This is a genomic window from Rhodococcoides fascians A25f (assembly GCF_000760935.2).
Classification (GTDB): Bacteria; Actinomycetota; Actinomycetes; order Mycobacteriales; family Mycobacteriaceae; genus Rhodococcoides.
In genome coordinates, this window is record NZ_CP049744.1 from 5,101,964 (window position 1) to 5,115,305 (window position 13,342).

General features: G+C 61.9%; 16 protein-coding genes. 6 read left to right on the forward strand and 10 right to left on the reverse strand.

Annotated features, from left to right (window positions below; all coding sequences use genetic code 11):
- Nucleotides 1-90: 90 nt before the first annotated feature.
- Nucleotides 91-729 (forward strand): TetR/AcrR family transcriptional regulator, encoded by a 639-nt coding sequence (locus BH93_RS23940; protein ID WP_037173449.1) that lies wholly within the window; start codon nucleotides 91-93, stop codon nucleotides 727-729.
- Here BH93_RS23940 and BH93_RS23945 read toward each other — a convergent pair.
- Nucleotides 723-1,931 carry a citrate/2-methylcitrate synthase gene (locus BH93_RS23945; RefSeq protein WP_037172955.1) on the reverse strand — a complete coding sequence of 403 codons (1,209 nt, stop codon included), beginning with the start codon at nucleotides 1,929-1,931 and terminating at the stop codon, nucleotides 723-725. The genes BH93_RS23940 and BH93_RS23945 overlap by 7 nt on opposite strands.
- 89 nt (nucleotides 1,932-2,020) lie before the next feature.
- Between BH93_RS23945 and BH93_RS23950 the strand changes: the two genes are divergently transcribed.
- From BH93_RS23950 to crcB (BH93_RS23960), 3 genes are all read left to right on the forward strand, one after another.
- Nucleotides 2,021-3,166, forward strand: a complete 1,146-nt coding sequence (locus BH93_RS23950; protein ID WP_037172958.1) for a citrate/2-methylcitrate synthase — start codon at nucleotides 2,021-2,023, stop codon at nucleotides 3,164-3,166.
- A 158-nt stretch (nucleotides 3,167-3,324) separates the two neighbouring features.
- Nucleotides 3,325-3,828, forward strand: a complete 504-nt coding sequence (gene crcB / locus BH93_RS23955; protein WP_052064990.1) for a fluoride efflux transporter CrcB — start codon at nucleotides 3,325-3,327, stop codon at nucleotides 3,826-3,828.
- The gene (gene crcB / locus BH93_RS23960; RefSeq protein ID WP_037172960.1) at nucleotides 3,825-4,193 is read left to right on the forward strand and encodes a fluoride efflux transporter CrcB; all 369 of its coding nucleotides are present in this window, start codon (nucleotides 3,825-3,827) and stop codon (nucleotides 4,191-4,193) included. Before crcB (BH93_RS23955) ends, crcB (BH93_RS23960) begins: the two co-directional genes overlap by 4 nt.
- Before the next feature lie 308 nt (nucleotides 4,194-4,501).
- Here the strand turns inward: crcB (BH93_RS23960) and BH93_RS23965 are convergent, their stop codons facing one another.
- Both BH93_RS23965 and BH93_RS23970 read right to left on the reverse strand, forming a co-directional pair.
- Complete coding sequence (locus tag BH93_RS23965; RefSeq protein ID WP_037172963.1) at nucleotides 4,502-5,122, reverse strand: putative glycolipid-binding domain-containing protein; 621 nt, start codon at nucleotides 5,120-5,122, stop codon at nucleotides 4,502-4,504.
- A 123-nt stretch (nucleotides 5,123-5,245) separates the two neighbouring features.
- Nucleotides 5,246-6,673, reverse strand: coding sequence for an MFS transporter (locus BH93_RS23970; protein WP_197914476.1), 1,428 nt, complete (start codon nucleotides 6,671-6,673; stop codon nucleotides 5,246-5,248).
- Between the two features lie 239 nt (nucleotides 6,674-6,912).
- On the opposite strand from BH93_RS23970, the gene BH93_RS23975 reads away from it, so the two are divergent.
- A complete protein-coding gene (locus BH93_RS23975) occupies nucleotides 6,913-7,239 on the forward strand; it encodes a winged helix-turn-helix transcriptional regulator (protein ID WP_242459050.1) in 327 nt (108 codons plus the stop codon).
- Nucleotides 7,240-7,246: 7 nt separating this feature from the next.
- Here BH93_RS23975 and BH93_RS23980 read toward each other — a convergent pair whose 3' ends face one another.
- Genes BH93_RS23980 through BH93_RS23990 form a run of 3 tightly spaced genes read right to left on the reverse strand, consistent with a single transcriptional unit; the run spans nucleotide 7,247 to nucleotide 10,196 of the window.
- Nucleotides 7,247-8,587, reverse strand: a complete 1,341-nt coding sequence (locus BH93_RS23980; RefSeq protein WP_197914478.1) for an MFS transporter — start codon at nucleotides 8,585-8,587, stop codon at nucleotides 7,247-7,249.
- On the reverse strand, nucleotides 8,584-9,519 hold the full coding sequence (locus tag BH93_RS23985) for an NADP-dependent oxidoreductase (protein ID WP_242459051.1): 936 nt from the start codon (nucleotides 9,517-9,519) through the stop codon (nucleotides 8,584-8,586). Before BH93_RS23985 ends, BH93_RS23980 begins: the two co-directional genes overlap by 4 nt.
- Entirely contained in the window at nucleotides 9,516-10,196 is a 681-nt protein-coding gene (locus tag BH93_RS23990) for a DsbA family protein (protein WP_080738982.1), read from the reverse strand. Before BH93_RS23990 ends, BH93_RS23985 begins: the two co-directional genes overlap by 4 nt.
- Before the next feature lie 44 nt (nucleotides 10,197-10,240).
- Here BH93_RS23990 and soxR point away from each other — a divergent pair, with 44 nt between their 5' ends.
- Complete coding sequence (gene soxR, locus BH93_RS23995; RefSeq protein WP_052064992.1) at nucleotides 10,241-10,747, forward strand: redox-sensitive transcriptional activator SoxR; 507 nt, start codon at nucleotides 10,241-10,243, stop codon at nucleotides 10,745-10,747.
- Nucleotides 10,748-10,786: 39 nt separating this feature from the next.
- On the opposite strand, the gene BH93_RS24000 is transcribed toward soxR, so the two are convergent.
- The 4 genes from BH93_RS24000 to BH93_RS24015 are packed head-to-tail and all read right to left on the reverse strand — an operon-like array spanning nucleotide 10,787 to nucleotide 13,099.
- Entirely contained in the window at nucleotides 10,787-11,545 is a 759-nt protein-coding gene (locus BH93_RS24000; RefSeq protein WP_037172968.1) for a class I SAM-dependent methyltransferase, read from the reverse strand.
- 39 nt (nucleotides 11,546-11,584) lie between these two features.
- Complete coding sequence (locus BH93_RS24005) at nucleotides 11,585-11,920, reverse strand: hypothetical protein (RefSeq protein ID WP_052064993.1); 336 nt, start codon at nucleotides 11,918-11,920, stop codon at nucleotides 11,585-11,587.
- Between the two features lie 42 nt (nucleotides 11,921-11,962).
- The gene (locus BH93_RS24010) at nucleotides 11,963-12,517 is read right to left on the reverse strand and encodes a hypothetical protein (RefSeq protein ID WP_037172971.1); all 555 of its coding nucleotides are present in this window, start codon (nucleotides 12,515-12,517) and stop codon (nucleotides 11,963-11,965) included.
- 12 nt (nucleotides 12,518-12,529) lie between these two features.
- Entirely contained in the window at nucleotides 12,530-13,099 is a 570-nt protein-coding gene (locus BH93_RS24015; RefSeq protein ID WP_037172972.1) for a cysteine hydrolase family protein, read from the reverse strand.
- Nucleotides 13,100-13,342: the final 243 nt, after the last annotated feature.

Sequence of the window (13,342 nt, forward strand, 5' to 3'; positions counted from 1 at the left end):
ACGACTGTCCAGGACGGGCGAAATGCAGTGGTTCGCGAATCCACCGTCGGGCATACACTGGGAGACCTACGCGCGGAAAGGACCCGGACCATGACACAGACGGTCGATCCGCGCGCGCGTATCGAAGAGCGCGCTCGCAACAAGTTCGAGTCCAAACGAACCGAACTGGCGCAGGCGACGCTGCACACGCTGGCCGAACTGGGTTATGCGCGCACCTCACTCCGCGAGATAGCGCAGAATTCCGAGTTCTCGCACGGCGTCCTGCACTACTACTTCACCGACAAACTCGACCTCATCACGCACGCAGTTCGCCAGTACGAGGCCATCTGTGTCACCCGCTACGACGAGGTGGTAGCCAACGCGGTCGACGCCACGGGCCTCTACGCGGACTTCGAGGCCAAGTACTTCGCCACTCTCGCTGCGGACGCCGGCATCCACCGACTCTGGTACGACCTGCGGAATCAAGCCCTGTTCGACGATTCGTTCCGTACCGAGGTGCTCGAGATCGAAGAGCGTCGGGTGGACATGATCTGGCGCGTGGTGGCTCGCTACTGCGATCTTCGCGGAACCACGCCTTCACTCGATCGGGCGTCGGCGTACGTCCTCCTCGACGGCATCTTTCAGCGGGCCCTTCTGCACCACCTCGCAGGAAAGCCGGCCGAGATCGACGCCGCGCGAGCACAATTGCGCGCCGCTTTCGCGATGGTGGATTGCTCGACGCCTCAGTAGGTCCCCGGCCGGGTCCCCGTGTAGATGCCCGGCGCTCGAAAGCGTAGAGGTGCCTCCTCGTATTCTTCGAGCGCGTGTGCCGTCCATCCCACGATTCGGGCGAGTGCGAACACCATCTCCGGCGTGTCTGCCCTGAGTCCGTAGGCAAGGGCGAACGTGGCGAGAGCAAAGTCCGAATTGGGAAAGGTATCGAACCGATCGCTCACCTCGTCGATGACGACATCCGCGGCAGCGATCACCGAGGAATCGGCACCGTGCGCGGGATCTCGGAGCAACCGAAGTAGTTCCTCGGCACGTGGATCTCGGTCGGTGTAGACGACGTGACCGAACCCTGAGATACGCGTTCCGGACCTCAATTGTGTTGCGAGAGCCGCTACCGGATCATCGATCGCCGTCGCCAAGAACCTGTACACGGGGTCGGCAGCAGACCCGTGCAGAGGGCCGTCGATGCACCCGAGTCCCGCCGCGAGAACCGAATACAGATTGGCCCGGGTGCTCGCGGCTACCCGCACGCCGAGAGTCGACGCCGCCAGACCGTGATCGGCCATCAACACCAGCGCTGCCTGCAGCGGGACTCGTCCACCTGGATCCGATACATCGGACTTCACTGCCGCCCAAACAGATTCCGTCACCGACCCTTCCGAGGATTGCCCACCGAGGGCCGCACCCACCGTGGCCAGCAGCTGCCCCGCTTCGCGCACCACGGAGGTGGAGCCGATATCGAATCGCAGCGGGCGGTAGGTGGCCGCTACATCGACGGCGATGCGTATCCGATCGATCGAGCGGCAGTCCGGAGCCATCGACGCCAGTGCTTGTCGACATCGTTGCACCACTGCGGAATCGGCATGAAATTGCACGTCTTCCAGCAGCTCACCTGTCCAGACGAAGTGTGCAACCGACTCGAACGAAAGAGAACTGAGTTGAACGGCATCACGCCCCCGGTAGTACAGATGCCCGTTGTCGATCAGTGTGGTCTGGGTCCGAATACGTTCCACTGCACCGATATCGGTTCGACGGGCTGTGTCGCGGCCGGCGAGCGCTTCCACCTCGTCGACGTCGAACACACTCCCCCGCACCCCGGGCAGTCGAGTGCTGGTCAGCAGCCCGCGGCTGACATAGGCATACACCGTCTCAGGCTTGACGCCCAGTCGCGCTGCGGCCTGGGCCGTGGTGAGCAGATTTCGGCCGTCGTTCGACGTCATGCTCGTCCTTCGTATTGACTGGATCAACATTGACAACAATCAACAGTAACGCGGATCGTAGGGGTTGACCAGGACAAAGGAGATCAGACATGACCGTTCTCGAAGCCCCACGCGGGCTGCACAACGTCGTCGTCACCACCACCTCGATCGGAGACGTGCGAGGTGACGAGGGGTTCTATCACTACCGCCAGTACTCGGCCATCGACCTGGCCCTGACGGGCACGTTCGAAGATGCCTGGTTCCTGATGGTCGAAGGCCGGTTGCCGAGCGAGACCGAGCGCGCCGAGTTCCTGCACGCGGTGGCACCCCTGCGAGTGCTGCCGGACGACGTCGCTGCCGCCGTGAGAACGGTCGCGCAATCAGGACCCGTGCAGCCTCTCCTGGCGTTGCGGACGGTGCTGTCCGGTCTGGCGGGCGCGGTACCGCTGTACGAGTCGTCGGAGGCGGACAAGCGGACCACGGCTCTACGCCTGTGCGCGATGACGCCGACCATTTTGGCTGCTGTGCACAGGATTCGGTCCGGCGAGCAACCCGTCGAGCCACGCGAAGAGCTGACGACGGCGCAGAACTGGCTACTCATGATCACCGGAGAAGTGCCCGACGCCGACCGTGCCCGAGCCGTCGACCGCTACCTCACTGCCACGATCGATCACGGATTCAACGCCTCGACGTTCACCGCACGAGTTGTCGCGTCGACAGGCTCGGACATCGCGTCCGCGTTGTGCGCAGCGATCGGGGCGTTCGCCGGTCCATTACACGGAGGCGCGCCGGATCGCGCCCTCGACGGGCTCGACGAGATTGCCGACATCGAATCCGCCGATGCGTGGGCACGCTCGAAAATCACTGCAGGCGAACGAATCATGGGATTCGGCCACCCGGTGTATCGAACCGATGACCCCCGATCGGTGATGCTGCGCGAGACTGCGCAGGAGATGGGCGGAGAGCTCATCGACAAGGCTGTGCAGGTCGAGAAGGTCATCGCCGCTGCGCTCGCAGATCTGAAGCCGGATCGAAAGCTGTACGCCAATGTGGAGTACTACGCCGGCGTTGTGATGGAACTGTGTGGAATTCCGCGATCGATGTTCACCCCCACGTTCGGGTGCAGCCGCATGGTCGGGTGGTGCGCCAACATCGTCGAACAGTCACACGACAGCAAGATCATTCGCCCGATCGCCCGCTACGACGGTCCAGTGCCTTCGGCAGTGGTGCGGATAGGTGCCGCCCAGGGCACTTAACCGTGCCACTGCGGCGAAGCCGCACCGAGGTATGCCATGATGGAAAACGCGCCTCGGTGCGCAGCGGCGGTGGGGCTCGCCGTAACCGAACCTCGGTCTTCGGACCGACAACAGTCCCTGTCTCGGCACTCGCATGTCCGCAGATAGGGAGAGGTTCGATGAACGAATTCGACGAGACACAGAGCGGTACCTCCGCCGATCGATCCATGCCGGTAGACCCCGACAGCCCGGGTTCGTCACGTCCACTGCACCTCCAACCACAATCGATCGCGGCGGTAGCTCTCGGTGGCGTGGTGGGTACCGGTATTCGCTACGGCGCGGAGTCCGCGTACCCGGCCGTCGCCGGCTCGTTCCCGTTCACCACTCTCGTCATCAACCTCACCGGTGCGTTCATCCTCGGAATGCTGCTGGAGCGCCTCGCACTGTCCGGCCCCGACCAGGGATGGCGGCGCCGAATCCGGCTGTGTATCGGCACCGGGGTACTCGGCTCGTACACCACGTACAGCTCGTTCGCCCTCGAGACCGTGGAGCTGCTACGAGATCATCGTGTGGTCGCTGCCGCGGTGTACATGACCGTCAGCGTTGTCATCGGTACGTTCGCTGCCGGAGCGGGCATCGTTCTCGCGCAACGGTTCGGCACCCGGGCGGAGGAGAAGAGATGATCGCGCTGTGGGTCGTTCTCGCCGGAAGTGCAGGGGCAGTGAGCAGATTCGTGCTCGACGGCGTCATCCGATCACGGCTGAAGACCGAATTTCCCTACGCCACAGTGTTGATCAACGTCACCGGATCAGCTGTGCTCGGCGTCGTGGCGGGGTTGGTGGCGTTTCGCTCGGCTCCGGAACAGGTCCAGGCCATAGTCGGCGTCGGATTCTGTGGTGGCTACACCACTTTCAGCACCGCGAGTGTGGAGACCGTGCGCCTACTCGAACGGCGACGCTACGGCCTCGCGGCCTATAACGCTATCGGCACGGCACTCAGTACCACCGCGGTAGTCGGCGTGGCCATGGTCGCGACGGCGTACATCTGATCGTCACAGCTGCGCCCGCATGGCCGGAAAGGCTGTGGCAGTGAATCCGTTCCGCTCATACATGCCCAGCCCGGAGGGCGTCGCCACCAGCTCCACTCGCGCGATCCCGGTTGCACGAGCCCAACTCCATCACCGCATCGAACGCTCTCCCACCGGATCCCTGACTTCGGGCGTCGGGCGCAGTACATACATTGCCGATCAAGACATCACGCCCATCCGGCGAGGGAGGCGAGTGTCCCGATATCTGGTGCAACTGCAGCCACTCGGCTCGGCCTGGTGTACACCACTCAACTGATCAGAGCGCCCGATCACTGGATATCGCCGTGAACGCTATCGACACGAGTGGCGAGCTCCGGGTATTCGACGATGAGTCCCGACGCGTCGTACCGTAGATCTGCGGAATACTCGAATTGCGGGGCCCTGTAGGCGCATGCGAACGATGACGCGCCAACCACTGGAAATGAATAGGTTTGATCGAGTACTTCCACCCTGCGCTCCGTAGCGCGGACGTACACGGCGCGTACTTCGTGCGGGCCGGAGATGGCCGAGAGCCTGTGAACGGGAATGGTGTTGGTGACGACAGACGCTTCGAGATCGATATCCGTACATGCTGAGAGGTCAGCTCGTTCTTCACCGTCGACAAACCATGTGCCGTGCTCATCGCGAACGAGTTCCATGCTCCAGGTCGCGCCACGGGTCCGCGTCTCGATGCTTGCCTCACGCGTTTTCCAATTTTCGTCGACGACCACGCGGTAGCTGACCGCATAGCTCGCGGTTCCTTCCACCGCGACACTGCTACCCCAGATTTGGGTCGCACCGTCTGCTGAACCCGTTGCGAAGTACGCCACCTCGAAGCCGTCTCGCAACCCGCAGTGCCGCCACGCTGCAGTCGTAGGAAGCTGGAGGAGGTGATGGTTCTCGATCGCCATATCGGGACTCCGTATCGATGCGCAATTGGAGGTCGAGACTACCCGGACAGCTCCTGCTTCCCGAGTCTTCGATCTATAGGCAGTCCAAAGCCATCACCCGCCGCGACGCGGTCACCGTTGCGGTCAATTCACATCCTGATTCACGCGATGTTCCTGTCGAAGGAGCAGGAGTAGGCCTATGAACAAGGCGAGGACCGACGCCACTGCAGGAACGATCAACGCGCGTCGATAGTCGTCGATCGTAGGGACCGTCGCATCTCCGGCGACAAGGACGATGGTCGCGATGGACACGCCCAATGCGGCACCGAACTGAAATCCGGTGTACACGATTCCGCCTGCTACGCCATGCTTTTCGTCGTCGACTCCTTCTACTGCCGCGGCCGTCAATGGTCCGTAGATGAAGGCGAAGGCAACGCCCAACAGCAATAGCGATGGCAGCAGATCTACGAATCCCGAGTCGCGAGTCAACCGCAGGGTGAGAACGAAACCGAGTGCGACCGCCACGAGGCCCGCCACCATCACGGCAACGTTGCCCAATCGTGCTACCAACCTCGGTGTCAGGAACGGGGCGATGACCAGTTCGATTCCCATCGCCGCAAAGGCCGAGCCTGTCTGCAGCGGTGTCCAGCCCAGTAGCTCTTGGAGATACAGCGTCAAGACGAATTGCCAGGCGAAGAATGCGCCGATGAACAGTGTTCCCACCGAGCTTGCCCACGGCAGCAGGCCGGTCGTCAGGACTCCCTCAGGAATCAACGGATCCTCCGATCGCCGTTCGATCGCCACGAAGGCAATACCCAATGCTGCGGCAGATCCGAAAGCGATCAGCCCCAGATTGCTCGACGTGTCTTCTCCGACTGCAACGATGCCGTAGATCAGGCTGACCATCGCCGCCGTCAGCGTCGTTCCACCGAGAAGGTCGAAAGATCCGCGAGCCCCACTCCTGGGCTCGGGCACGTCGGACACGATGAAAGACCAGCCAGCAACGAAGAATCCGAGTCCCAGCACAGCCGGCACGAAGAAGACCGATCTCCAGTCCAGAGATGTGAGGAGACCGCCGGCGACCACTCCGAGGAGAAATCCGGATGCGCCGATTGCGCCATAGACGGCAAGTGCCCTGTTGCGCAGTGCGCCTTCGGGAAAGGCGGTGGTCAAGAGACTGAATCCGGCCGGTGTCATGAAGCCTGCGGTCGCACCGGTGATGAAGCGGACCACAATCAGCACCCAGGATTCCTGCGCCAGACCACCGATGGCCGAGAACACCGCGAACACAGCGAGGGCCGTCAGGAACACCCGTCGTCGTCCGAGTACATCGGCGACGCGACCTCCCAGAATCATGAAGCCTGCGTACGCAAGCACGTAGGCGCTGATCACCCAGTGGGCCGAGCCGGTCTCGAGCCCGATGTCGGACGCAATGCTCGGCACTGCCACGTTCAACATTGCGATGTCGATGCCCTCGAGAAACAAGGCTCCGGTCACGACACCCAGAACAGCCCATGCGTGCCGCGGTCGTTTCGTCGCATCGCATTCGATAGCAGTATCGGATTCGGTCACAATGTTCTCCTCGGTGACGAAAAATGAGTCGGTTACTTCTTGTAACCGTGCTCAGCCTGGGTCATCATGAACGCATGGCACAAGAAGGCACTTCGAAGTCAGTCGGTTCCCCACAGGGAAGCGACCAGGTAGTGGACGGATGTTGCCGAGATGGACGTGACGCATACCAATGGGACGCGCGAGAAGACTGCGGCGTCAGGCAGATTCTCGATCGCGTCGCAGACAAGTGGTCGCTTCTCGTGATTGCACTGCTGGAGGAGAAAACGTTTCGATTCGGAGAGCTCCGACGAGAAATCGACGGCATCAGCACCCGAATGCTGACGGTGACTCTGCGCAACCTCGAGCGCGACGGGCTGATCGACCGACGGATGTATCCGGAAATCCCACCGCGCGTCGAGTACCGGCTGTCGGAACTAGGGCGAACGTTGTTGGGCACCATCCAAGCTCTCGTCGAATGGACCGAACAGAACCAAAATCGAATCGCCCGAGCCCGTGAGGTATTCGACGACGCGTCAGCTTCGTCCCCGAGTCAGAGCAACTCGTCTGTCGCTGAGGCGGTCCACTGAGCTCGTTTCAGCGGCGAACAGACTGGCACGCAACAAGAACAGCGACTCCCCCTACACCGACGACTACGCTGTACGCGATCGTGAATTCGTGCGCGATTGCGAGAGAAAGCACCGCACCCGTCACTGCGATCAGGATCGATTGACTCATCGACTCCGCGATCTGCAAGGCAGAGCTGTTGGTCCCCTGTTTGTCCTCGGTGGACTCGGCGAGAACGGTGGCAGTGATTCGCGGGTACGCCATGCCCATTCCTGTTCCCATGACGATGCATCCACCCACCAGTGCAGCTACCGGTATCGCACCGGTAATGAACAGCAATGCAGAGACCGGCCCGATCAGTACCAACACCGCCGCTTTCCGCACGAGAGTATGTCCATCGCTGCGGCCGGAGGTTCTGCCCTGCAGCCAGGCACCTGCAATCCATCCGAGGGCCCCGAGTGCGACGATCAGGCCGGAACGAGTGGGACTGTAGTCGAGCTGGCGTTGGAGATAGAGCGGCAGATAGATGTCCGTCGCCGCGACGGTCGCTCCGAGCAATCCGCGCAGCGCCGTCAGCCGAGGAACGCCTGGCCGAATCCTGAACGTGCCATGGGGAAGAAGCCGTGTTGCGGACAGCCCGATCAGCGCAACGGCGCACAGGGTGCCCGGGACGAGAACACCGATTTCCTGCTGACTTGCGTAGTGCAGAGCCAGCACACCCGCCGCCGCAACGACAGCCCACACTCCCCGACTGCCGAATACAGCTGTGCCAGTACGTAATCGGGTCGAACCGCGGACCATGATCAGCAGCGACGTCAACGACGCTGCAGATCCGATCAGAACCAGCGCGAACACCGTTCGCCAGCCGACGAACTCGACGACCACACCGGTGACCAGCGGTCCTACAATGCCGGGCAGGAGCCACGCGGCCGTCAGCAGACCGAATACGCGTGGGTGTAGTCCGGCCGGGATGAACTGTGCGATCACGACGTACATCACGACGGAGTCGATTCCGCCGCCGATCCCCTGCAGAAGTCGGCCTGCTACGAACACTTCCATCGTGGGTGCCACGACGCATAGTGCGATACCGACTACGAAGGTGGATCCGCCCACCGCCAGAGGCACCACGACTCCGCGACGGTCCGCCCAGTTCCCACCGATGGTCATCCCTATCAATGCTGCGGTGAGCGTCGATGCGTACGCGAGCGAGTACCAGCGTTCGGCATCGAGATCATGGGCAATGACCGGGAGCGCGGTGGTGATGGCGAACGACTCGAATGCAACACACGTCATCATGCCCAGCAGGGCGAGAATCAATGGCCGGTGCTGCCCGCGGAGCACACTCACCGGCCGAGCTTCACTGTCGGTCACGAGCGTTCGTCACCGACGAGAAGTACGACCTTGCCTCGACCGTGTCCGGTTTCCACATCGCGGTGTGCATCGGCTGCGTTGTCGAGCGGGTATGCCTCTCTCACTGTGACATCCAGGTTTCCGGAGGCGCACAGATCGATCAGTTCCTGCAGTCGCACAGCAGACCTGTCGCTCGAGATCCACCGACAGTCGAGCTCTTTCGCCAGGACCATGTCGACGATCGTGCCGATTCGAGTTCGGTCAGGCAGTAGATCGACTGCTGTACGGAGGTTCTCATGCCCGGCCGCGTCGAGCACCAGATCAATTCCGTCCGGTGCCTCGGCCCTGATTCGTTCGAGCTGGCCGTCGCCGTAGGTGACCGGTCTCGCCCCCATCCCCTCGATGTACCGGTGGTTGACTGGGCTTGCGGTGCCGACGACATGCAGGCCACGGTGGCGCGCCAACTGCACCGCCATCGAACCCACCCCACCCGCGGCACCGTGCACGAGCAGGGTTTCGCCTGGACGTGCACTCAACCGCTCCAGCGCAGTGTGCGCTGTCTGGCCGGACGCCGATAGTGCCCCCGCGGCGCGCCACGAGACCGTGGTCGGCTTTCGGACGATCTGACTGTTGGGAACCGTGACGTACTCCGCGTAACAGCCGAGCACACGGAACCCGAGAACCGCATCGCCGACAGCCACGTCGTGAACATTCCGACCGAGCGCCTCGACGGTTCCCGAGAATTCGTTGCCAAGAATCTGCGGAAACTCGATCCTCGCACCCGGGGGCACCCATCCCCCGCGAATTGCCGCGTCCGTCAGCTGAACTCCCGCTACCTGCACTTTCACCAGCACTTCACCTGCGCGCGGTGCGGGCCGAGGAAGCGTTCTGGTCCTCAGCACCGACGCAGGCCCGTGTTCGTCGATGGCAGCAGCGCGCATCGTGGCACTCATCGGTCGACCACCGACCCGGTCGCGAGCCGAGGGACACTCAGGCTCAGATCTCCCGTGGCACGCACAGAGTCGACCATGACAGTCGGCACGGAGCTTATGCCGAGGTCGGCTGCACGACGAAGATCGTCGTCGACCTCGCTGGAGTATTCGTCAGATTCTTCGAGCCGCGTGATGTCACCGTCGGCCAGTCCTACTCGAAGTCCGATCGAGCGCAGAACAGTCCAGTCACCGATATCTTCATTACGCTCGAAATGGCTCGAGTACAGGGCATCCCACGCATCGAATCGGTTCAGCCCACGAGCCGCAACGAGTTTGAGAAGACGGTGCGCATCACGCGAGTCGACCGTCAACGAGCTGTCGATGTCGATGGCGAGCAACTCGGATGCGCCACCCTGCACGATTCGGTTTCTCTGCGCCGCCCAGCGTGCGGCGTCGAAACCCCAGGAAGTCAGCGCTGCATCTCGGACTGTCATTCCAGACTGGGCCGGACCGTCGGGTTCGAGAAGAAGGCTCCTGTATTCGACCTTCGTATCGGGACCGAGTTGATCGAGCGCCCTACCGAGCTGTCGGTGTCCGATCCAGCACCACGGGCACCGCACGTCGGCCCACATCGTGATCGTTGTCGTCAATTTTCTCTCCTGCCATCGCCGTCGAGTGCGATGTACAGTGCACTTCATCAAGTGCACTTGATGTCAAGGCGACCGAGAATCAGGACGAATTCATGACGCAACTCGATACCGACGCCGTGTGGCTCAAGCCCGGCCAGGTCGCCGAACGTGCCGGCGTCGCGGTGTCCGCCCTGCACTATTACGAGCAAGTGGGATTGATCTCGAGTCGGCGCACCAGTGGAAACCGGCGTGAGTACCGCAGAGATGTACTACGCGTCATCGCATTTATCAGAACTGCCCAACGCCTCGGGGTGTCCCTCGAGAAGATCAAGGACGCACTGGATCAACTGCCGGAGCAGCAGATTCCGGGCAAACGTGACTGGATGCGAATTTCACGACAGTGGCACGACGACCTGACGGCACGAATCGATGAGCTCACTGCACTACGTGACAACTTCTCGAACTGCATCGGATGCGGATGCCTGTCACTCACATCGTGTCCGTATTCGAATCCGAATGACGTTCTCGGACAACAGGGCCCTGGCGCGCGGCGGCTCGGGGGGAAGAAGGTGACGGAGTCCAAGACGCGCTCACGGAGCGTGCCGTCACTGTTCTCGTGACCCCGGGCCCTGATGGATAGACCGGGGCACGCCCAGTCATCAGGATTTTCTGGCCTCGATCAGAAAGCGGCTCGAGTGCGCAACGAATGGTCCCTCCCTCAGGATTTGTTCGTGCAGTTCACGTAACCGATCGCGATACTGCTCGACGGTGAATCCCGGTACCATCCAGATAACTTTGCGCAAGAAGTAAACGACAGAGCCGATGTCGTAGAACTCGATTCGCAATGACTCGAATCGAATGTCCATCACCTCGAGTCCAGCGGCTTGTGCGGCCGCGCTCTCGTCCTCGTAATGACGAGCGCGACGAATCTCGTCGGGCTGGCGGCCCAGGAAGTGCTCGACAAGCTCGAAGACGCTCGAATGCCCCACGTGTTGAGCGAAATAGGTTCCACCCGAACGCAGGACACGGGCGATTTCGTCCCACCACACGGTGCTGGGGTGTCTGCTCGTCACCAAATCGAACGCACCGTCAGCAAAAGGCAGGGGTGGCTCGTCGGAGTCGGCCACGACCACCGCCCCGCGCGGATGCAGGAGTGCGGTCGCTTGCGCGACGTTCGGTGGCCATGATTCGGTCGCCACCATTACCGGCGGGAACGATGATGCTCCCGCCAGGACCTCTCCCCCACCTGTCTGAATATCGAGTGCAGCCTCGGCCATCGCCAGGCGTTCTCCCATGAGCCGCTGGTATCCCCATGTCGGCCGCACTTCGGACGCGCGACCATCCAGCCAGGAGAAGTCCCAGCCATCGACCGAAACGGAGTCCGCTTCGGCCACCATCTCCTCGAAAGATCGGGTCATGGCTTCCAGCCTGCCAGACGGCAAGCGATGGGTCGCCGGTCATAAGGTTTTGATCTTGGCGAAAGGGTAGCCACCGACAACCACAGCGACGAACACATAGGCAGCCAGCCCTGCCAACTCCCACGTTGTTCTGTCCCGTTGGAAGTCGAGGAATATCCAGAACAGCGGGGCCAGAAGCAGAATGGCGGCAGCGATGCCGCAGACTACGAACAGCTTGTTCGCCCGTGCGCGCAGGTGCGGCGTGGTCTTCACTCGGTCCGGTACGTCGCCGCCGTAGTAGTCGGGATAGAGAACCTTGCCTCGCAACCCGACCGACGAGCCGTAACCGAACGCGACGATACCCACGACCAGCCCTAGAGCGAGTGCGGTGTTCACAACGACCTCACTTCCGGATGGCGGAGTTCCACCATGGTCCGACTACATTCCCCCGCGATAGGCCCGCACGTGTTCTCGCCATCCGTCCAAATAGGGCTGCACATCGTCGATTTCCGTCAGATCGACGGAGTGCACCGGGTAGTTTCGACCTTTGAGGAAGAGTGCTACATCGTCGACCACGCCTGCGGCCCACCATCGATCACGTCCACCCCACTGCGTGAATTCGATACTCACTCCATCGGCAAGAATCGACACGGCGTCTCCTTGAGCATCCATGACTGCCTGGTGCCGACTCTCGTATTCGGGCTGCATCGGTGAGATCCCGGTAGCGCGTTCGATCGCTCGAACCACCTCTCGCCGAGGATCTCCGACCACGGTGTTGATCTGCACAGACACGTCGCCGTCGGGAGTGCCGTGCACGAGTCCGGCGGACGACAACCGGTCGTCCACCCACTCCCAGTCCCCGATCATGATCGGTCCGACCCACTCTTTCAGCCCGAACACGCGCACCTGCCGAGCTCCCGAAAGAACACGGCCCTCGATCTGGTTCATCTGTTCCCAGAATTCCTCCGGGGACAGTCGACCTGACACTTGCATTGTGTGCCTTCCTCAGTTCGAGAGCATGGCCTCCGTCGTAACCACTGTCGCGAATTCACCGTGCAGGTTTGTTGCCGTGATTGCCGACAATGTCGCGGCAGGCACGGTGGTTCCATCGAGTGCGACGCGATCGAACGTGTGGGTCGCGTCGATGACGAAATAGGTGTCATAGCCGAGGTTGCCCGCCATCCTTGCGGTTGTCTCGCAGCAGTGATTGGTGGTGATACCGCAGATCACCACCTGATCGATGCCTTCATTGCGAAGCCAGGCGTCCAGATCCGGCGTGCCGTAGAAGCTCGAGTTGACCCGCTTGCTGATCAACAGATCAGGTGTCCCCTCCAGGATGTCCTTGAAGGCATGCCCCGCACCCGACGGCGACAGCGGTGACTGCGCGTTGTCGGAGTCGTGTCGAACGAACACGATCGGCCATGCCTTCGATCTCCACAAGCCAACGAGTGCAGCGATATTGCTCTCGCACAGCGGGTTGTCACGTGGACCCCAGAAGTCGGAATCATCGAACCCAGCCTGCACGTCGACGACGACCAGAGCGGGCCGTTCCAGTGATATCGATGGAGCCTTCATGCTGTTCAGACTAGCCGCCAACAGCCCCGGAGACCATGATGCCGGGTGGCCCCTTACCCACCCTCGTTTTAGTTCGATCAGCACACGGTAGTGCGTTGTGTTATGTGCGCCGTACTCCGTGAATTGTACTGAGCTGCACTGTGATCGGGCAATGCCCGTGACGCCGCTCATCACGCAGGAGAAGGGCCGGAAACCGCCGGCCACGGCACGTGCTCGCCTCGAACGAAAACTACCTACTACCCG